Raw genomic sequence first — 21,078 nt, 5'->3', positions numbered from 1 at the left:
ATAATCCTCCTAACACTTATGCTTCTTGACCAACTGTTTCGTCTTCAATTCCAAGTTCTTCTTTAATCCAGTCATATCCTTCTGCCTCTAATTTTTGCGCAAGCTCCGGACCACCTGATTTCACAACACGGCCTTGCATCATCACATGGACTTTGTCAGGAGTAATATAATTTAAAAGACGTTGATAGTGAGTAATAATCATGCATCCAAATTCACTGGAGCGCATTTCATTAATCCCTTTAGACACAACCTTCAATGCATCAATATCAAGTCCTGAATCTATTTCATCAAGGATCGCAATCGCTGGTTGGATCATCATTAATTGCAAAATTTCATTGCGTTTCTTTTCGCCACCGGAGAATCCTTCATTTAAGTAACGTTGGGCCATATTAGGATCCATTTCTAATAGTTCCATTTTTGCATCCATTTCCTTAATAAATTTCATTAGGGAAATTTCCTTTCCTTCCTCACGACGCGCATTAATGGAAGAACGAAGGAAATCGGCATTTGTAACACCACTGATTTCACTTGGATATTGCATCGCCAGGAAAAGTCCTGCAAGTGCACGCTCATCCACTTCCATTTCTAATACATCTTTCCCATCCATTGTAATGGAACCGCTTGTGACTTCATATTTAGGATGACCCATAATCGCCGAAGCCAAGGTTGATTTCCCAGTACCATTTGGCCCCATCACAGCATGAATTTCTCCACCCTTTATTTCAAGGTTGACACCTTTTAAAATCTCTTTCCCTTCGATCTCCACATGAAGATCCTTAATTATTAATGTTGAAGCCATGATCATACCTCCGTATCGAGATTGTGATTTTTTATTTTGAAGAATTTATCCTTCTTTCTTATTCCATCCCCATCTTAAACCATTTTAAAATTATTATCAACTAGGGGAGATTTTAGACGTGGCTTTTTTCTTTTAAAAAAGAAGTGAAAAAGGCTGACATATAAAATGCCAGCCCCTTAAATCTAGGTTTTTACGTTTATTATGTTAAGTTGATTGATTTCTTAAACATGGATTTTCCGTTCCAAATCTGATGCTACTCTTTGAGAACGCAAGTAGTCTTTTTCTCGTTTCTTCTCAATTCTCATCCGAACATGATGTTGTCTTTTATACACCTCATATCCAACTCCATGTGCAGCATGCATCGCTTTTTCCATTCCATCTGTGTACTCAATCTTTAAGGGATTAATAAGGGACCAATCCTTTCATTTTTTTGACCTTTTCAAAAGATCATTTTTTGAATTACCCTTTTCACGTACCCCATTATATACGATAAAAACCAAATGACAAAATAGTAAATAGTAAAAGATACAAGCTCTTCCATGCATGATATAAGGGATCAACGCCAGTTTTGTGCAAAAGTGTTCATTTAAGAAACTAAGTCTAAAGTACTACAATAAACAATACAAAAGTCCCGCAAGGCTTAATCTTTCGACAAATTTCGGGCCGTACCAGGCTCCTTCAACGTTTCGTAAAGATAGGGGACAGAGTGGAAGGCGTAAATTTTATTTTGAATTTTTCCATCGTGCAGATGAATGAGGCAGGGGACACTTTCAATGGAAAATGTTTCGGCCATTTCGGGAAGGTAGTTAAGGTCCGCCTTTTTGAAGGGAAGGTCAGGGAGCATTTTCTCTACAATTTCCAGCATTTTTCCGGCGATTTGACAGGTGCCGCATAATGGTGTGTAAAAATAAAAGACTACTGAATCTTTTCTTTCTAACGCCTTTAGCATCTCATCTTTTGTAGATTCTTTCATAAAACAAATTCTCCTTTTGAAAAAAAGGGCTGTCCCGGTTAGGCCACTTTGGGACAGCTACACTTTATTTTAATCTTCACTCGTCATTTCTTCATATTCCTCCGCAGACATGAGGTTATCCTTTTCACTTTCGTCTGATGGTTCAATCACAATCATCCACGCTTTTTCGTAGGGAGATTCATTGACAAATTCGGGACTATCCTCTAATTCCTCATTGACCTCCACTACTTTTCCACTTAATGGCGCATACAGTTCTGAAACAGTTTTAACAGATTCCACACTTCCAAATGGCTCATCTGCTGTTACTTCATCCCCGACTTCTGGAAGTTCAACAAACACAATGTCGCCTAATTCCGCTTGCGCAAACTCCGTAATCCCGATTCGAACTTTGTCCCCTTCTTCCTTCACCCATTCATGTTCTTCCGAATAAAGTAATTCCTTCGGTGTATTCATCTTTATCCCTCCAAGAGTTAATAATTGTAATGTACAAAAAGGCCTTGATGAAATCAAGAAAACATGCTTAACAAAAGAATGATCTTAGGCTAAAATCGCCACGTTTGTAGCAACGCCTATCCTGTTGGTCTCAAAGGCTAAGTGCGCGACATCAATCGCCATACCTTTGTGACCTGCTTCCCGCAGGCCTCCATGTTTTTTCAAATTCATCTTCTTTAAACCCCACTGTTACTGTTTTACCATCTGTGATGATCGGCCTTTTTATCAGCATGCCATCACTCGCCAAAATCTCAAGCAGCTCTTTGTTCGAAGCTTTGCCAATCTTGTCCTTTAACCCGAGCTCCCGGTATTTTTTTCCACTCGTATTAAAAAACTTTTTTAATTCCAATCCACTTTTTTGATAGAGATTTTCCAACTCTTCACGAGATGGAGGCTGCTCGACAATATGTATTTCCTTATAATCTAGTTGATGATCATCCAACCATTTTTTGGCTTTCCGACATGTCCCACATTTAGGATACCAATAAAAACGTAAGGCCACTTTCATCTCTCCATTCTTTCCATATTGCAAGATTGATTATAACATAAAGTGAAACTTCCTCCTATGCTGGAAGTCCAACAAATTCATATGATCCAATTCTACGATATCGTAGACAACAAACAAAGCACCAAGACTTAATCTTAGTGCTTTTTAATCTTTATACCACATACCGCTCGGCTTCTATTAATCGATCTGCTGCCTCTCTTTTCTTCGCGATGCTATTAATCGGTGTATGACGGATTAATTTGCGTAAGGCTGAGTTCATTAATCGGAAGGTATCCCCTTCTTCAATCGCGGCCAAACTTTCTCTTGCCAGCTGCTCTATTTTTACAATCGCATTCTGACAAAAAATTTCTGTATAAAGAAGCTTTTGCTTATTTTTCTCGACTCCCGTTTTGGCGATCGCCTTTTCCGTCCGTACAACGACAGATTCCATCGCATAGGCCAAAGACACGACATCCGCCATTTTGCTTAAAATTTCTTGTTCCTGTTCAAGCCTAGACCCGAATTTTTGGGCTCCTAACCCAGCAATCATTAAGGCGACCTTTTTACTACCCGCTACTAAGTATTTCTCTTGTTCGAGAGGTTCATTTCCTGGTTCTTCCGGCATCATCATCATTACTTCTTCTTGTAGGGATTGCGCTTTCTCTAATAAAGGGAGCTCCCCTTTAAAAGCCATTTTTAAAAATGTGCCAGGTACGAGTAAACGGTTGATTTCATTCGTCCCTTCAAAAATTCGATTAATCCGTGAATCTCGATAGGCCCTCTCAATCTCGTATTCTTCCATATACCCGTAGCCTCCATGAATTTGGACCCCTTCATCCACCACATGGTCCAAAACTTCTGAAGCAAATACTTTATTCAAGGAACATTCAATCGCATATTCCCGAATCGAGTTGGCCACTTCTGTTCCATTTTTAACCTGTTCCTCTGTTAATTGACTCATTCGCTCTTCAAACAAACCAACCGTTCGATAGACAGAGCTTTCCGCCGCATAAAGCTCAGCACCCAATGTGCCAAACTTCTCTTTCGTTAAATTAAATTGTGAAATGGGCGTTTGAAATTGCTTCCTTTGATTCGCATATTTCAAGGTAATTTCTAAAGCGCGTTTGGAACCACCGACAGCTCCAACTCCAAGCTTATAACGGCCGATATTTAAGATATTGAAGGCGATCCGATGTCCCTTCCCCGCTTCTCCTAAAAGATTTTCAACAGGCACCTTTGCATCCTCTAGAATTAATGTTCGAGTAGAGGAACTCTTAATCCCCATTTTCTTTTCTTCTGGGCCAGTTGAAACGCCGGGAAAATCACGTTCCACAATAAAAGCGGAAAAATGTTCTCCATCAATTTTAGCATAGACAATAAAGACATCGGCGAAAGCGGAGTTGGTAATCCATTGCTTTTCCCCATTTAAAAGATAATGCGTTCCTGCTTTATTCAATGTGGCTGTTGTCCTTGCCCCTAAAGCATCTGATCCTGAGCCGGGCTCGGTTAAGGCATAAGCAGCCAGTTTCTCGCCCGTGGCTAATGCAGGTAAATAGGCTTGCTTCTGTTCTTCATTTCCGAATAAGACAATTGGAAGAGAACCAATCCCCACATGGGCACCATGTGAGATCGAAAAACCGCCAGCCTGAGACATCGCTTCGGCAATTAGAGCAGAACTAACTTTATCCAGTGCCAAGCCCCCATATTCCTCTGGGACATCCGCCCCTAGAAGCCCAAGTTCTCCTGCTTTTTTTAACAATTGAACGGAACGATCGAATTCATGCTCCTCCAAATACTCCACTTGTGGAAGGACTTCCTTCTTCACAAAATCATCACTCGTTTTGTAAATCATTTTATGCTCATCTGTATAATCTTCTGGAGTAAATAATTGTTCTGGAGAAAGTTCCTCGATTAAAAAGGCTCCACCTTTGATTGTTTTTACGACATTATGTGCCATTCCAATTCCTCCCCTTGATTAAGTGAGTTCAAAAACGCCTGCTGCTCCCATTCCTCCACCGATACACATGGTCACAACGCCAAACTGGACATTTCGCCGTTTCATTTCATAAATTAAAGACAGAGTTAATTTCGTACCTGTACAACCGAGTGGGTGACCAAGTGCGATCGCTCCCCCATTCACATTGACGATTTCTTCATCGATTCCTAAAGCTCGAATGACTTGAATCGATTGGGAAGCAAAGGCTTCATTTAATTCGAACAAGCCTATATCTGATAATTCAAGGCCGGCAAGTTTCAAGGCTTTTGGTACCGCTTCAATCGGTCCAATCCCCATCACCTCTGGTGGAACTCCTGCCACCGCAAAAGAACGAAACTTAGCCATCACACCAAGCCCAAGGGATTTTGCTTTTTCATGTTCCATCACCATCACAGCAGCGGCTCCATCACTCATTTGCGATGAATTTCCGGCTGTCACGGTTCCCTCTACAGAAAAAGCTGGGCGAAGTGTCGCGAGTACTTCTGCATTTGTATTAGCCCGTACCCCTTCATCTTCCGAAAATTCAATCGTCCTCTCTTGGAGCCTATGATCCGATCCAACCACCCGATTTGTCACTTTAACTGGTAGGATTTCCTCCGTAAATTTCCCCTCTTTGATCGCTTTTGCGGCTTTTTGATGGCTGCGAACAGCAAAGGCATCTTGCTCTTCTCGAGAAACCCCGTATTTCTTGGCCACTTCCTCTGCCGTATGCCCCATACTCATATAATATTCAGGAGCGGTTTCCGCGATTTTACGATTCGGCCGGACGACATGCCCCATCATTGGCACCAAACTCATCGATTCCGCTCCACCCGCGATGATGGTATCAGCATGCCCTAACATGATTCTTTCTGCCGCATAGGCGATTGACTGTAAACCTGATGAACAATAACGATTAACTGTAATCGCAGGAACCGTTTCAGGTAATCCTGCCAAGGCCCCAATATATCTGGCCATATTCATGCCTTGCTCTGCCTCTGGCATGGCACAGCCAATAATCAAATCATCAATCGTTCCTTCATAATCCCCTGCCCGTTTCAATGTTTCCTTCACAACCAATGCCCCAAGATCATCTGGGCGTGTATGGGCCAGTGTTCCTTTTTTTGCCCTTCCAACTGGCGTTCTGGCTCCTGCGACAATCACTGCCTCTTGCATCATACTCCCCCTCACATTCGTTATAAGAAAAGCGCAAGCGCCCGTTTAGCGACGTACAAACTTTTTAGGGGCCTGACGAGATAAAGGAAACACGATGAACCCGAAGGGTGAATCGATGTTGACTTACGCAAGCAGGCACCGAAAGTTTGCTAGTCGCTGGGCGCTGGAGCTAGATCCAACATTAGCCAAAATTTATACTTTCCTATCCTGTAAGAAAAGCGCAAGCGCCTTGGTCAGCCCCGACAAGCAAATGTTCTGAGACAAGAAAAGTCCGGTTTTGACTTTTATTGTCTCAGGTTATTTAGTGGAACATCGGCTAAGGTCGCCACGTCCTGTGGCAACGCCGATGGACTCGCATCCTGCGAGCCTCTCGGGGCTAGGCGCTGGAGCTAGATCCAAACATTAGCCAATTTTTCTTTCTTACCTTATAAAAAAGTACGAATTAATTACGTAATGGCTTTCCTTTCATCAACATATGCTGCATCCGCTGTTGCGATTTCGGTTCGGAGACAAGGCTAATAAACGCTTCTCTTTCCAAAATTAGTAAATATTGTTCATCCACAACCGTTCCATAAGGAACATTGCCACCCGCAATCACATAGGCTAATTTTTTGGCAATTTTCATATCATGCTCGGAAATATATCCAGATAATCGCATTGCCTCTGCCCCAACCAATAAAGCGGCATATCCGGTTTCCCCTGTCACAGGAATTTTTTCGGGTTTTGGTGGTTGATAGCCTTGATCATATAAGGCAAGCACCCTTTGTTTAGCATCATAAAGTAAATGATCGCCATTCACACTAATCCCGTCCGTTTGCGACAAAAAATTATTTTCCCGCGCTTCCTCAGCAGAGGTCGAGACCTTTGCCAACGCAATCGTTTCAAAAACCCGGTTGGCAACTGCTTGTAAATCCACTTCAACCCCCTCAGGTAGGTTTCTTAGGATTTTGAGGTATAATTCCTTATTTCCTCCTCCACCTGGAATCAGCCCTACACCTGTTTCTACAAGTCCGATATACGTTTCCATTGAAGCCTGAATATGCGCGGAGGGTAAGCTCACTTCCGCTCCCCCACCAAGCGTCATGCCAAACGGAGCGACAACAACAGGTCTTTCACTATATTTAATCCGCAACATCGCTTCTTGAAACTTACGGACAACAAGATCGACCTCAAAAACATCATCCTCTTGAGCCGCCATCAAAATCATGGCAATATTAGCCCCCACACAAAAATTTTTGCCCTGATTTCCAATCACAAGTCCTTTGTAATTCTTTTCCACCTCATCAATTGCTTGATGGATCATTTGAATAATATCGAAACCAATCGCATTATTGGGAGATTGAAACTCTAATAAAAGAACATCATCTCCAATATCAATCAAATTGGCCCCGCTGTTCTTCTTCACAATCTTTCCTTGCTTTTCCAATAACCGTAAATCAATTTCCTTTGGATTCCTTTTGATTGGCAGATATTCTCCCTTGTTTGTATAAAATTGTTTATCATGATAAAAAGAGGAGTGCCCGTTTTCCAACATGGCCTTCACCCATTCGGGAACATGAATCCCCTCCGCTTCCATCTTCTGTACCGATGTTTCAACACCAATCGCATCCCATATTTCGAATGGACCTGTTTTCCAACCGAATCCCCATTTCATCGCCTGATCGATCGCGACAAGGTCATCTGCAATCTCTCCTACCAATTCAGCGGAAATCGCAAGGACGGGAGCGATAATTTTCCAGAGAAACCGGCCTGCACGGTCATCGGAATAAAGCAGAGCACTCAATCGATTGCTTGTGCCTTTGGCTTGTTTCGCCATTTCAATCCCTGGTGTCTTTAGTTTCTTTCGCGGTTCGTATTGGAAGGTTTCAGGATTTAGCTCCAGGATGCCATTGCCCTTCTTCCAATAAAACCCTTTTCCAGCTTTACTACCGAGCAAATTTTGTTCCAACATTTTCTTCATAAAATCGGGGACAGTGAATATTTGTTTTTCCGCCCCTTCAACCTTCTCGTAAACATTCTGGGCTACATGAATAAAGGTATCTAATCCTACGATATCCAATGTGCGAAAGGTAGCACTTTTAGGGCGTCCTAGAAGTGTCCCTGTAATGGAATCAACCTCCCCTACACTCATTCCTTCTGCCAGCATTTCACGTACCGTGACAAGTAACCCATAGGTCCCAATCCGGTTGGCGATAAAATTAGGGGTATCCTTTGCTTCAACCACTCCCTTTCCAAGTACATCTTCCCCAAATTGTTTCATAAAGGTCACAACACTTGGGTCCGTTTTTACAGTCGGAATGATTTCAAGCAATTTTAAATACCGTGGCGGATTAAAAAAATGGGTTCCGAGAAAATGGCGTCTAAAATCCTCTGATCGTCCCTCAGCCATTGCTTCAATCGAAATTCCAGACGTATTGGAACTGACAATACTCCCAGATTTCCGATGTTGATCAATAAGAGAAAATACTTGTTTTTTCACTTCCAAATTTTCAACCACTACTTCAATAATCCAATCAACAGTCGCTAATTTTTCCACATCATCCTCTATATTCCCTGGGGTAATATAGGACAATCGTTTCTTATGTGTAAGTGGAGCTGGCTTTTCCTTGATCAATCTCTTCAATGCTGTATTCGCTAAATTATTTCGATCTCCCTTATTCTCATTAGGAACAATATCCAATAAAAATGTGGAAATCCCTACATTCGCCAAATGTGCTGCAATCCCTGCACCCATAACACCAGACCCAATGACAGCCGCCTTTTTTATCCGGTATGTCAATCAAAATTCCTCCTTACCCATTTTTGAATGAATAGTCATTCATTATTTTTTAAAAAAAATAAGAGACTCATTATTTAATTGATTACTATTAATATATCTAAAATTGAATCCGCTTGCAAATGAAAAAATAAAATAAACTGTATTTATTTTACATGAGATTGCGGATGATTGCTGGACTCCTGAGTCGAATTGCTGAACTTCGGAGTTGAATTGCTGAACTTTGGACCGTAATTGCTGAACTTTTGGCTCGGATTGCTGAACTTCGGACTGCAATTGCTGAACTTCTCCCCTTTCGTGAATTGTACATTGAGATCTGTACATAAATATTCGAAAGACAAGCCAAACTATACATGTCAAAATAAAGGAGGTAAGAATATGATGCAAAACCAACCAATGAATCAGCAAAATCAACAACCAATCATGCAGCAGCCCCCACATGTCATTACAACAAAGGATTATTTGTATATTAATGACATGCTGGCATGGAATCTCTTGGCCATGAAAAAAGCTCACCATGCTGCATCACATTGTCAGGACCAGCAGATTAAAAACAAATTAGAAGCTTGTGGGCAAATGCACCAACGACATTATATGAAAATTTTAAGTCACTTAGAAGAAAAACAGCAAAATAATTCAATGACACAATAAAAAGAAAGGAGTTTCTCCATGCAAAATCAAAATATGCAACAAATTAAAAATCCAAGCACCCAGGTTCCGAAAACGCCACAAATGAATGAACGAGATTTTGTTAATGATATTTTGAGTCAGGAAAAATATATGACCAATGCTTATTCCGTTGTCCTAAGTGAAGCGAGTCATCAGCATCTTTATGATGATTTATTAGCGATCTTTACTGAAACACAAAATATGCAGCATGATCTCTTTAATTTAATGTTTGAAAAAGGCTGGTATCAATTGGAAGCGGAAGAAACGCAAAAAATCCAGCAGTCCCTTCAGCAGCATCAAGGGTATACCAATCAATTCCCCTACCAAGGGAATATCCAGTAACTCCATCCAAAGACTAGCATATAGAAATCGAGCAGACTTTCCAAAAAAGTCTGTTCTTTTTTTTACTGAAATTGTTAAATAGGCTTTACATATCGTTAGGAATACTTTACAATAAAAATATACCAATGTTAAGTTGATTTAACATAAGGAGGAATAGTATGTGCTGATGAAAAATTGCGTAAAGGAGTTGCGTGCCAGATTTCACTATTCGCAATCAGATCTCGCCGTTAGAGTCGGGGTCACTCGCCAAACAATTGCGGCGATAGAAAAAGGGGATTATACCCCATCGCTATTATTAGGCTTACTAATCTGCGAGACCTTTGAGCTTCCAATGGAAAAAGTTTTTTGGCTCAAAAAAAAGGAGGAAAACGAATGAGATCGCCTGTTTTTTCTATGGTACTAAGTATTCTTACCCTTATTTTAATGGGGTGGGCCCTCGCCGCTTTATATGACACATATGCCCAATTCGCCGTCATCATGAACAATCCAACTCCGCCCTGGGAGGTGACTTTATCTATTTGGCCATTCTTGATTTACTTTCTATTTAGCATCATTCTATATTTCATATACCGTTACAAAAAGAAAAACAAAGAAAATTCGAGCTGGCTTTTCCCACTGCAATTTTCAGAAAGGGATGAGCGTGAACGAGAAATATCAGGGGAGGCTTGCCGGAAAGCGTTTATTTCTACTTGGATATCGGCACCCATTGCCGCATTTGCCCTTGTCTTTTATCCATTATTTGAAGATCAGTTTCGCTATTTTCCTATTTTCATTGTGTTATTGATCCCGATCATTCAGATATTGACCTATTTCTTCCATATTCGAAAAATTTAAGGCATCCGTTAGCGAATGAAACATGGATTCTAAATAAATACCTTGATCATTTGCATATCAAACGTCTATTTTCGTAAAACTAAAACTCAATGTTTTTTTATAAGGTGGAAAAGAATATGTTTAAAAATAACGAGGGGCAAATTCGAGCTGGGTGGGTCATTATTATTGCCTTTATCACGATGTATATTAGCCAAAACATCTTTTCAATTCCAGGCATCATTCTATTAGCTGTTACGGAAATCACCAATCAATCTGCTTCGATTTCACTTGATATTATGGCTGCTTTTGAAAATCGGCCTTGGGTCCTGCTACTTACACAAGGAGGAGGCACAATTGGTGGCATCTTGGCAACCCTCCTCCTTTGGAAATTTTGGAACAAAAAATCGGTGAAAGAACTTGGTTTTAAGAGTTCTTGGAAGGATTTATTATTCGGGCTTTTCCTTGGCGCAGCTTCCATTGCATGCATTTTCTTTCTATTATTAGCAACAGGGAATATCAAGCTTTTGAATTCTTTTTCACAGCCAGACTTTAATGCTTTTACGATTAGCTTTCTGATTATGTTTATTTTGGTTGGGCTTTTTGAAGAAATGTTTTTCCGGGGTTATGTGATGCAAACAATGGCCTCACGTCAAAATAAAAGATGGGTCATCTATCTCGTCTCAGCGGTCGTGTTTAGTCTTGCGCATGGTACGAATCCACATGTGAGTATGATCGGTCTAATCAATATTGTCTTCGTTGGACTATTATTCGCCTATATGTTTGATCGTACGAATAACTTGTGGCTTCCGATCGGGTATCATATCACGTGGAATTATTTTCAAGGGAGTGTTTTCGGCTTTGCGGTTAGTGGCACTTCTCCCCATGGTCTTTATCAAATTGATCCTTCTAATGGGAATTCCTTACTAACTGGCGGTGCATTCGGACTCGAGGGTGGACTTTTCGCGACACTTTTCATTCTTCTTGGCTTCTTGATCACCAAATTATATACGAAAGACCACTCAGTTTGATAAAGCGAGTGGTCTTGTCTTTTCTATTAATCTTCATCCGATGCAAACATAAATCTTTTATAATGATAACGCACAGACAAAACTATTCCAATAACCATCATATTGGCGAGCAGTCCGCTTCCGCCATAACTAATAAAGGGAAGTGGAATTCCAGTAATCGGCATTAGCCCAATCGTCATTCCGATATTTTGGAAAACGTGGAAAGCGATCATCGCCACTACTCCGGTACAAATATAGGAATAGAAAGGATTTTTCGTATCTAAACCTGTTCTTGTTATCTGGTAAATTAGCAGGAAGAAGAGACTAATCACGATACTCGCGCCAATAAAGCCAAATTCCTCCCCAATCGTTGTAAAAATAAAATCAGAATGACTTTCAGGCATATAGACTTCACCCTTATAAAATCCTTTTCCACTAGTCATTCCTGAACCAATCGATTCTAAGGCATTTACGAGTTGGTAGCCTTCATCGGTTCGAAAATTGTAAGGATCCAACCAAGAATAGATTCGCTTATATTGATGAGACTCTAAAACCCCTTGCAAGAGCTCATGGTGATAAATCGCAATATACAGTAAGGCTCCGCCAGCCAGCCCGCTAATCGTAAACAACGGGGTTAAGATTTTCCAAGAAATACCTGATACAAGAATCACCGCTAATAGAATCGCAACAAAAACGAGTGCCGTTCCGAGATCGGGCTGCTTGAGAATTAATAGAGCGGGTACCCCTGTGATCGCCCCTAATTTCAGCAGCAGCCATATATCTGATTTAAAGGTCTTTTGGACAAACTTCACATGATGTCCAGATGTCACCTTCGCCAACGTAATAATTAAGAAGATTTTCATAAACTCGGCCGGCTGAATTAAACCTGCACCTGGAATTTGGTACCAGCTTCGTGCACCATTTCTTTCGGGGGCTAAAAAAAACTTTTCTGAAAAGCCTAAGGCATCAATCGCCAAAAGACCAAGTAATGAAAACGCACAAAGCCCATAGGCATACCAAGAAATTTTCTTCATTTGATCGGAGTCTAATCTCATTACAATATAAGCCGCGACAGACCCAATCACATACCACTGAATCTGCTTAGGGACAAAATTCATATTGTGATCTCCCACTTTGTATTGCCCCGTCTTCTGCGCACTATAAATCGTAATCAAACTAACTAGCGCCATTAACATTAACGTTAAAATAATGCCGTAATCTATTTTAGGAATTTGTTTTTTAGATGATGTCATAATCTCTTCCTCTTTTTTCTAGTTCAGGATTCCATCTTATCATTATACTGAAAATCCATCCATTTAAAAAGAAACAAATTTTGGACTTTCCATGTTAAGACGAGATTGTTGAAAATAAATACATAAAATACGTACAATAACGAAAAGGAGGCATGACTGAAATGGAAGCTATTCAAAATCAAGAAATGTTTGATCAAGTAATTTCTAGTGAGAAGCCTGTGATTATCAAATTTGAGGCCGATTGGTGTCCAGATTGTAAACGATTGGACATGTTTATTGGGGAGATTATCGAAGAGTATCAACAATTCACTTGGTATGAAATCGACCGCGATCAATTCCCTGAACTCGCTGAAAAATATCAGGTGATGGGAATTCCAAGTCTTCTTATTTTCCAAAACGGTGAAAAATTAGCACATCTACATAGTGCCAACGCCAAAACACCTGAACAGGTCTCAGAATTTTTAGAACAACATTCATAAGGCTAGCTGCGGACGGTAGGGGCTCGAGGTCAAATAACTCTGAACCTATGAAGGAAAAATCGCCCTTCCTTGGTTCAGGAACATTTGCTTGTCGCCCCTATACAACCGTCCTCCGCTCATACAAACAGGCTCCCGCTAAGAAAGTCGTAGGAGCCGTTTGATTCTGTTACTGTAATGGTTGCTGCTGATCAAAGGATGAATCTGGTCGAAACGGATATTGTTGAACCTCCTGATACATCCCGCCGATGGCTTGGATATCCCCCTGTTGTGCCGCTGTCAATGGATAATACCCTTTCTCCGTCATATATTGCCAAATTTCATAACTATGATGGCTGCTGTTGAGAAAGGCATTTTCCAAAAATGTCCTTAATTGTGGATTCGCACATTCTACTGCTGAAGCCGCATAATCTTTAGCCGCTGCTTTTTGATTAAGCAAATAAGCTAAGGCGATCTCCCGGTCATTATGAGTCACTGCGTCCAATCTTGGTGCATTGGCCGGTTGCATCATTGGCGCCTGTGTAAAATTATTCAGCTTTGGCATCAATTCATCTGGCTGAAATTGCTCGAAATCTGGTGTGTTCGGTTGTTGAACAAACTTCACCTTCATATTGTAGTCTTCAATATGTTTCGGGTAGTGTTTTTCCAACATCGATTTCAATTCTGGGTCCTGTGCTTGCTGAATAAAATTCCCCATACAAGTTACTGTATTATAGCAACTTGCAATCAATTCCTTTAAATTAAACAGTTCATGAGAAGCTAATTGCATCTTTTTCACACCTCCATTCCCGTTTATTAGCTGACAGTAAGCCCCCCACTTCAAGTATTCGAGAAAAAACAAGAATTGCGAGTGGAGGATCAACTACAAGTAAATCCCCGATTCGTTCGGGCCAACACGATGTTGGCCACAAAAGAGTTGCGACAGGACGTCGCGAATGTAGCCTTTGATCTTCTCATCAGTGAGAGAGGAGAAAAACCTCACTGAATAAAGTTTCACTTTATTATTTGTTGAATTTATATTGTTATACAAAAACAATTCGTTACTTCTTCCGTTTCAATAACAAGGTTTTTAATGACAAGGACATGGATACATTATGTAGAAAGACATAAATGGAAAGGAGTTTTCCAATGCTTTGGACAATTATTGGTCTTTTGCTTGTGCTATGGATCCTAGGACTGGTTACGAAAGTCGGCGGCGCCCTTATTCACATCTTACTTGTTGTCGCTGTCATTATTTTTATCGTGAATCTTTTCAGAGGGCGAGCAGGATAGCAAGGAATAATATGGGGGAGAATCGGTAAAAAACCAATTCTCCCCTCTTTCTTTTTTTACTATGCCGACATGCCTGTTTAGATATATTAATATAATATAATCCCCTAGATAAATACATTTTATTTTATAAATATACAGAATTCGACCGATACGAGGTATCTAAATAAAGATAGAAATTTCATAAAACGATATCCCGACACTTTACCACTTTAAAGCTAAACCGCTTTTAACTGATCAAGCACGGAAAAATTTAGGAACTAAAAAAGCTATTGTATTGCTTTCAATTCTATTATAAAATACATATTATAAACCTTGAAAGAATATTTTAATATACTATTTCAAAAGACTTACTTTAAGTTGTCTGAATTTATTGATTGGAGTGAATAAACGCTAAAGGTGTATGTGGAATGTACTGCAGTAAAAAACTTACATTACAATGGTTTTACAAATATCTCTATTATTCAAGGATTTTTTGTTTGTTTTAGATGTAAAAGTCAGGAAAAACAAAAATTCTTGTCGTGAATTAGAATATAATATATAATTTAAAAAATCGGCAGTATATTACAAAATTATTACAAAATAATGCACAACCACATATTTCACTTAATTAAAGACTAATTGTTTGAATATTTAAACAGGAAGATAAAGGACTAGGAAAATTATCCATAGTCTTTAATAGAAACCAATGGGGGGGTTAATTTGACAGAACATTTATTGCAAATCAAAAATCTGAAAACAAAATTTCGGATAAAGGATAATTATTACGCAGCTGTAGACGATGTGTCTTTAACATTAAATAAGAATGAAGTACTGGCAATTGTCGGTGAATCAGGATGTGGAAAAAGTGCACTTGCTTTTTCGATTATGGGGCTTCATACTAGGGCGAAAATTGAGGGGAACATTCTATATCGGGACTATGATATTGCAAATATTTCTAGCACTAAGATGAACAAACTGCGCGGAAAGAATATGGGGATGATTTTCCAAGATCCACTAACTGCACTGAATCCACTGATGATTATAGGGGACCAGATTGGAGAAGTGATCTTTTTACATGATCGAATGCTTTCAAAATCCAAACGGAAAGAAAAAGTAATTGAATTACTGAATAAAGTGGGGATACCACGGCCCGAACATACGTATAACCAATTTCCACATGAATTATCAGGTGGAATGAGACAACGAGTTATCATTGCTATCGCTATCGCAAATGAGCCGGAAATCCTAATCGCGGACGAACCGACTACGGCGCTGGATGCAACGATACAATCTCAAATTCTAGATTTACTTACAGACTTAAAAAACGATATGAATGCAGGAATTATATTAATCACGCATGACCTAGGTGTTGTGGCAGAAATGGCAGACAGGGTAGCGGTAATGTATGCAGGTCAGATCGTTGAAATCGCTGATGTTAATACACTATTTGAAAGTCCGCTTCATCCATATACTAGATCTTTATTAAACTCAGTACCCAATGCAGAGAAGGATCAATCAAAACTACATGTTATTCAGGGAATTGTGCCGTCATTGCAAAACCTTCCACGTCAAGGCTGTCGTTTTAGTTCAAGGATCCCATGGATCGACCAATCAGAGCATGAAGAAAATCCTGTTTTGCATGAGGTATCACCTGGGCACTTAGTGCGCTGTACCTGTTACAAGCATTTTCATTTCCCTGATGAAACCAAGGAGGAACAACGTCATGACATTTCTTAAAGTTGAAAACCTGAAAGTGCATTTTCCGATTAAAGGTGGAATTTTCGGGCGGACAGTTGGGCATGTCAAGGCGGTTGACGGTGTTTCTTTAAACCTCGAAAAAGGGAAGACGTACGGTCTTGTTGGTGAATCAGGTTCAGGCAAAACAACAACGGGACGAGCTATCATTGGACTGAATCATATTACATCTGGAAAAATTACGTTCGAGGGTAAGGATATAACCAATAGTTTAAGAAAAGCAAAATCAACTGTACGTAAGGATATTCAAATGATTTTTCAGGATCCTTATTCTTCGTTAAATCCTAAGAAACGAGTATTGGATATAATAGCTGAGCCGATTCGTAATTTTGAAAACTTATCAAAAGCCGAAGAGAAAAAGCGGGTAAGGGAACTTTTAGAACTTGTAGGGTTAAGTCCTGAGAGCATGCTTAAATATCCGCACCAATTTTCGGGTGGACAACGGCAACGGATAGGGGTTGCTAGGGCGATTGCTCTAAAGCCAAAGCTAATTATAGCGGACGAACCTGTATCAGCATTGGATGTTTCTGTTCAAGCGCAGGTTCTAAATTTCATGCAAGAAATACAAAAAGAACTTGATCTTACCTATCTGTTTGTAAGCCATGATTTAGGAGTTATTCGACATGTGTCTGATCAAATAGGGGTTATGTATAAAGGACGATTTGTAGAGGAAGGGCAAACACAGGAGATATTCAATAACCCTCTGCATATTTATACGAAACGATTAGTAGCGGCGATACCGGATATAGATCCGAAAAGACGTGAAGAACTATTAAAGTTCCGTCAGGAAGTAAGTGCGGAGTATGAACAATCGTATAAAGATTATTTTGATGAAGAAGGCCTAGCATATAAATTGCAGCAAGTTTCAGAGTCACATTTGGTGGCCTTGCCAGAGAAGGGTTGATAATATGTGGAAATTTTCACTGCGTCGAATTTTAATAATGATTCCTCAACTAATTGTGCTTAGTATTTTTATCTTTGTATTAGCAAAAGCGATGCCGGGTGATGCATTATCCGGAAAGGCTGGACCTGATGTTGATCCAAACAGAATAGCAGAACTCCGCGAGCAATTGGGGTGGAATGATCCATGGTATCAGCAGTATGGCAGATGGATAGGGAACATATTGCAGGGGGACTTTGGAGAATCCTACCAATTTAAAATGCCGGTTACGGAACTATTAGGGGAAAGAATTGCTAATTCCTTTTGGTTGTCTGTTGTAACATTAATTCTGACTTATTTAATCGCTATTCCCTTAGGGATAACAAGTGGGCGATTTAACGATACATTTCGAGACCAATTGATTACCGGCTACACCTATATATCCTTTGCAACACCATTATTTATTTTTGCGCTTGTCATGCTTTGGTTTTTTGGGTTTAAGTTAGAATTATTCCCAACAAGTGGCAGTGTTGCCCCTGGGGTAGAACCCGGAGGTATTGATTATGTGCTAAGTAAATTCTACCATTTACTATTGCCATCACTGTCTATGGCACTTATCACAACATATAGTACGATTCAGTATTTACGAAACGAAATTGTAGATACAAAACAAAAAGATTTTATTATAACGGCCAGAGCGAAAGGAGCTTCAGAAACAAGAGTATACAATCAACACATTTTTCGTAACTCACTTTTACCAATTGCTGCATTTTTGGGTTTTGAGATTACTGGTTTAATAGGAGGATCCATTTTTATTGAGAACATCTTTGGGTATCCAGGCATGGGTCAGCTGTTAGTGGAATCGATAACGCTGCGTGATTATAGTGTCGTAACAGCGACTACTCTATTATTTGGGTTTGCATCCATAATTGGAGCGCTACTATCAGATATTATATTAAGTCTGGTGGATCCACGTATTCGTATTAAATAAATAATTGGCAAACAGTGAGGTGAGGATATGGAGACGAATACAGCAAATGCGGAAGTACAAACAAATGAAATTAAAAGCCCATCTGGTTTGAATGTTATGTGGCGTGAGCTTGTTCGAGATAAATTGGCGCTTGTTTCATTAATATTTTTGATTTTAATCATATTATTTGTATTTGGGATATCCTTGGTGCTTAACCAAGATGAAATTGTAAAAGTGGATCTACTTGCTATACACGAACCACCATCAAGTGAATTCATTTTAGGTACGGATTACGGGGGGCGTGACATATTTGGACAGCTCATCATCGGTACAAGAAATTCACTTTCGATAGCCATTCTCGTAACTGCTATGACGGGAATCATTGGCATTGTATTCGGATTAGTTTCGGGATACTTTGGTGGCCAAATCGATAATATGATGATGCGAATTTTAGATTTTTTCCTAATCTTACCATTTACAATGATTGTCATCGTATTTGTAGCGATTGTTCCAAAATATAGCGTAGTGAATTTTTCCCTTATAATGACAGCATTTTTATGGATGGGGATTGCACGTCTGATCAGGTCTAAAGCTTTACAGGAAAAGGAGCTTGATTATATACAAGCATCTAAAACATTGGGTACATCTAATATTAAAATTATTTTCAAGCATCTTTTGCCCAATTGTAGTTCACTCATTATTGTGACAATGACGTTAAATTTTGCAGCAAATATTGGCTTGGAATCTGGACTATCCTTTCTAGGGTTTGGATTTCCTGAAGACACTCCAAGTCTTGGAACATTATTAAGTTATGCAACTAACCCTCAAACACTAGAATATAGGTGGTGGGTTTGGGTTCCTGCATCTATCTTAATTCTACTATTAATGCTAAGTATCAACAATGTTGGTCAGGCATTGAAACGCGCAACCGATGCTAGACAAAGAAGAGGTTAAGTAAATGACAATTTGAAATACTTTTAGGAGGTGAGGCGTAGGAAGGAAACACTATATTATAATGAATTAATTACCTACATCTATATTGATGTTGAGTATAAAATGGCTTAACGTATATTGTTTAAGTCAACAAATGACCATTTGGTTAAAAAAGGGGAGGTAGTAAGGATGAGAAAGCTAGGTTTTAGTAAGTGTTTATTTGCTTTAATGCTTGTTCTCTCACTAGCGTTGGCAGCCTGTAGTGGCAATAATACAGATGGGGATGCTAAGGAGAAGCCAGGCGATAAGAAGGAGAATACAGCGGGAAAAAAGGATGCTAAAAGTGAAGATGGCACTTATTCCATTGAAGATTTTAGCATGGATAAGACAAACCAAGGTGAAGCCATTGAAAATGGTGAACTCAATTACGGTGTTGTAGCAGGTACTTCATTTAAAGGTACTTTAAACTATAATTTCTATCAAGATACCTATGATGCTCAGTTTATTAAGTGGTTTGACGAACCATTATTTGACACAGATGAAAACTACATGATCACAAACGATGGTGCTGCAACATATGAAGTGTCTGACGATGGTTTAACATTTACCTTAAAGATTAAAGATGGTGTAAACTGGCAGGATGGAGAGCCTGTTACGGCAGAAGACTGGGCTTTTGCCTATGAGGTGCTCGGTCATAAGGACACTGCTGGAATTCGTTATGGTGCGGATTTTGAAAATGTTGTCGGTATGAAGGAATACCATGAAGGCAAGGCAGATAGCATTTCAGGTATAGAAATTGTTGATGACAAAACGTTGAAAATTACTCATTATAAAACAGGGCCATCCATGTATACGGGAGGAATTTGGTCATACGCATTACCAAAACATATTTTTAAAGACATTCCAATAAAAGACATGGCTGCTTCCGATGCAGTTCGTAAAAACCCAATCGGTATTGGACCATATAAAGTAGAAAGCATTGTCCCTGGAGAATCTGTTACTTATGTAAAAAACGAGGACTACTGGCGGGGTGAGCCAAAGCTTGATAAAGTTACGGCAAAAATTGTCAGCCCATCAACTGTAATAAAAGAGCTTGAGTCTGGTAAGGTTGATATGGTCGATAGTTTTCCAGCAGCCCAGTTCCCAGATGTTGCTGACATGTCTAACGTGGAATGGTTAGGACAGGTCGATAACAGTTTTACCTATATAGGGTTTAAACTAGGGCATTTTGACAAGAAAAAAGACGAGAACGTGATGGATCCAGATAAAAAAATGTCAGATGTGAACCTACGTCGGGCTATGTGGTATGCGATAGACAATGATGCAGTTGGAAAGAAATTTTACAATGGATTACGTTGGAATGCAACAACACTAATCATTCCATTCTTTAAAGATTTCCATGATGACTCAATTAAGACACCAACATATGATCCAGATGAAGCAAAGAAAATTTTAGACGAAGCTGGTTACAAAGATGTAGATGGTGATGGCTTCCGTGAAACTCCTGAGGGCGAAAAACTTGTCATTAACTTTGCTTCTATGTCGGGTGATGATACTGCACAACCACTAGCAAACTACTACATTCAATCATGGAAAAACGTAGGACTAAAGGTTGAGCTCTTAGATGGGAAACTTCATGAGTTGAACTCCTTCTATGACCGATTAGAAGCAGATGATCCAAAAATTGATATTTATCAAGCTGCTTGGGGTACAGGCACGGATGTAAACCCAGAAGGTATTCACGGTCGTAAGTCATCCGCTAACTATACACGTTTCACAAGTGAAAAAGCAGATGATTTATATGCTAAAGGTAATTCCAAGGAAGCGGCGGACATAGAATATCGTAAAAGGATTTATAGTGAATGGCAACAACTTATGGTAGATGAAATTCCTATGTTCCCTACGGTGTACCGGGCGGCATTAATTCCAGTTAATAACCGAGTAATAAATTATTCAATTGACCCGGCATCTGACTTACGACTTTATGACATTGCTGTCACTCAAGACAAGCCGTTTGTTGATAAAAAATAAGAAGAGCAATCGTTGTTAAA

22 protein-coding genes are annotated in these 21,078 nt (G+C 39.6%); 12 read left to right on the top strand and 10 right to left on the bottom strand.

Annotated elements, in window-relative coordinates; translation table 11 throughout:
- Nucleotides 1-16 precede the first annotated feature (16 nt).
- From sufC to MUB24_RS05090, 8 genes are all read right to left on the bottom strand, one after another.
- Nucleotides 17-802: a Fe-S cluster assembly ATPase SufC gene (gene sufC / locus MUB24_RS05125; protein ID WP_244702093.1), complete on the bottom strand. Its 786-nt coding sequence runs from the start codon at nt 800-802 to the stop codon at nt 17-19.
- A 218-nt stretch (nt 803-1,020) separates the two neighbouring features.
- On the bottom strand, nt 1,021-1,173 hold the full coding sequence (locus MUB24_RS05120) for a YuzK family famiily protein (RefSeq protein ID WP_244702044.1): 153 nt from the start codon (nt 1,171-1,173) through the stop codon (nt 1,021-1,023).
- A gap of 266 nt (nt 1,174-1,439) precedes the next feature.
- Nucleotides 1,440-1,772, bottom strand: a complete 333-nt coding sequence (locus MUB24_RS05115; protein WP_244702043.1) for a thioredoxin family protein — start codon at nt 1,770-1,772, stop codon at nt 1,440-1,442.
- Nucleotides 1,773-1,841: 69 nt separating this feature from the next.
- Nucleotides 1,842-2,225: a glycine cleavage system protein GcvH gene (gcvH, locus tag MUB24_RS05110; protein ID WP_244702042.1), complete on the bottom strand. Its 384-nt coding sequence runs from the start codon at nt 2,223-2,225 to the stop codon at nt 1,842-1,844.
- A gap of 151 nt (nt 2,226-2,376) precedes the next feature.
- Complete coding sequence (locus MUB24_RS05105; protein WP_244702040.1) at nt 2,377-2,766, bottom strand: arsenate reductase family protein; 390 nt, start codon at nt 2,764-2,766, stop codon at nt 2,377-2,379.
- Nucleotides 2,767-2,923: 157 nt separating this feature from the next.
- Entirely contained in the window at nt 2,924-4,708 is a 1,785-nt protein-coding gene (locus MUB24_RS05100; RefSeq protein WP_244702038.1) for an acyl-CoA dehydrogenase family protein, read from the bottom strand.
- Nucleotides 4,709-4,726: 18 nt separating this feature from the next.
- The gene (locus tag MUB24_RS05095) at nt 4,727-5,902 is read right to left on the bottom strand and encodes an acetyl-CoA C-acetyltransferase (protein ID WP_244702036.1); all 1,176 of its coding nucleotides are present in this window, start codon (nt 5,900-5,902) and stop codon (nt 4,727-4,729) included.
- Nucleotides 5,903-6,344: 442 nt separating this feature from the next.
- Nucleotides 6,345-8,681, bottom strand: coding sequence for a 3-hydroxyacyl-CoA dehydrogenase/enoyl-CoA hydratase family protein (locus tag MUB24_RS05090; protein ID WP_244702035.1), 2,337 nt, complete (start codon nt 8,679-8,681; stop codon nt 6,345-6,347).
- A gap of 378 nt (nt 8,682-9,059) precedes the next feature.
- Here MUB24_RS05090 and MUB24_RS05085 point away from each other — a divergent pair, with 378 nt between their 5' ends.
- The 5 genes from MUB24_RS05085 (at nt 9,060) to MUB24_RS05065 (ending at nt 11,530) form a co-directional block, all read left to right on the top strand.
- On the top strand, nt 9,060-9,329 hold the full coding sequence (locus MUB24_RS05085; protein WP_244702090.1) for a hypothetical protein: 270 nt from the start codon (nt 9,060-9,062) through the stop codon (nt 9,327-9,329).
- Between the two features lie 18 nt (nt 9,330-9,347).
- Nucleotides 9,348-9,689, top strand: a complete 342-nt coding sequence (locus MUB24_RS05080; protein ID WP_244702034.1) for a spore coat protein — start codon at nt 9,348-9,350, stop codon at nt 9,687-9,689.
- A 166-nt stretch (nt 9,690-9,855) separates the two neighbouring features.
- Nucleotides 9,856-10,065 (top strand): helix-turn-helix transcriptional regulator, encoded by a 210-nt coding sequence (locus MUB24_RS05075; RefSeq protein WP_244702088.1) that lies wholly within the window; start codon nt 9,856-9,858, stop codon nt 10,063-10,065.
- Entirely contained in the window at nt 10,062-10,523 is a 462-nt protein-coding gene (locus MUB24_RS05070) for a DUF3169 family protein (RefSeq protein ID WP_244702033.1), read from the top strand. The genes MUB24_RS05075 and MUB24_RS05070 overlap by 4 nt, the downstream gene beginning before the upstream one ends.
- Before the next feature lie 116 nt (nt 10,524-10,639).
- Entirely contained in the window at nt 10,640-11,530 is an 891-nt protein-coding gene (locus MUB24_RS05065) for a CPBP family intramembrane glutamic endopeptidase (RefSeq protein WP_244702032.1), read from the top strand.
- 26 nt (nt 11,531-11,556) lie between these two features.
- Here MUB24_RS05065 and MUB24_RS05060 read toward each other — a convergent pair whose 3' ends face one another.
- Nucleotides 11,557-12,762: an FtsW/RodA/SpoVE family cell cycle protein gene (locus MUB24_RS05060; protein WP_244702031.1), complete on the bottom strand. Its 1,206-nt coding sequence runs from the start codon at nt 12,760-12,762 to the stop codon at nt 11,557-11,559.
- A gap of 161 nt (nt 12,763-12,923) precedes the next feature.
- Here MUB24_RS05060 and MUB24_RS05055 point away from each other — a divergent pair, with 161 nt between their 5' ends.
- The gene (locus MUB24_RS05055) at nt 12,924-13,241 is read left to right on the top strand and encodes a thioredoxin family protein (protein ID WP_244702030.1); all 318 of its coding nucleotides are present in this window, start codon (nt 12,924-12,926) and stop codon (nt 13,239-13,241) included.
- Between the two features lie 166 nt (nt 13,242-13,407).
- Here the strand turns inward: MUB24_RS05055 and MUB24_RS05050 are convergent, their stop codons facing one another.
- Complete coding sequence (locus MUB24_RS05050; protein ID WP_244702028.1) at nt 13,408-14,007, bottom strand: spore coat protein; 600 nt, start codon at nt 14,005-14,007, stop codon at nt 13,408-13,410.
- Nucleotides 14,008-14,366: 359 nt separating this feature from the next.
- On the opposite strand from MUB24_RS05050, the gene MUB24_RS05045 reads away from it, so the two are divergent.
- From MUB24_RS05045 to opp4A, 6 genes are all read left to right on the top strand, one after another.
- Complete coding sequence (locus tag MUB24_RS05045) at nt 14,367-14,510, top strand: lmo0937 family membrane protein (protein ID WP_244702027.1); 144 nt, start codon at nt 14,367-14,369, stop codon at nt 14,508-14,510.
- 699 nt (nt 14,511-15,209) lie between these two features.
- Nucleotides 15,210-16,226, top strand: coding sequence for an ABC transporter ATP-binding protein (locus MUB24_RS05040; protein ID WP_244702026.1), 1,017 nt, complete (start codon nt 15,210-15,212; stop codon nt 16,224-16,226).
- Nucleotides 16,213-17,148 (top strand): ABC transporter ATP-binding protein, encoded by a 936-nt coding sequence (locus tag MUB24_RS05035; protein ID WP_244702025.1) that lies wholly within the window; start codon nt 16,213-16,215, stop codon nt 17,146-17,148. Before MUB24_RS05040 ends, MUB24_RS05035 begins: the two co-directional genes overlap by 14 nt.
- Nucleotides 17,149-17,152: 4 nt before the next feature.
- Complete coding sequence (gene opp4B, locus MUB24_RS05030) at nt 17,153-18,115, top strand: oligopeptide ABC transporter permease (RefSeq protein ID WP_244702024.1); 963 nt, start codon at nt 17,153-17,155, stop codon at nt 18,113-18,115.
- Between the two features lie 27 nt (nt 18,116-18,142).
- On the top strand, nt 18,143-19,048 hold the full coding sequence (locus MUB24_RS05025) for an ABC transporter permease (protein WP_244702023.1): 906 nt from the start codon (nt 18,143-18,145) through the stop codon (nt 19,046-19,048).
- A gap of 168 nt (nt 19,049-19,216) precedes the next feature.
- Nucleotides 19,217-21,058, top strand: a complete 1,842-nt coding sequence (gene opp4A / locus MUB24_RS05020) for an oligopeptide ABC transporter substrate-binding protein (RefSeq protein ID WP_244702022.1) — start codon at nt 19,217-19,219, stop codon at nt 21,056-21,058.
- The last annotated feature ends 20 nt before the right edge of the window (nt 21,059-21,078 follow it).

It is taken from the genome of Lederbergia sp. NSJ-179 (genome assembly GCF_022867885.1).
GTDB lineage: Bacteria > Bacillota > Bacilli > Bacillales > Bacillaceae_C > Lederbergia.
Note: the sequence above shows the minus strand (reverse complement) of the source record. Positions and strands in the feature narration are given on the sequence as shown.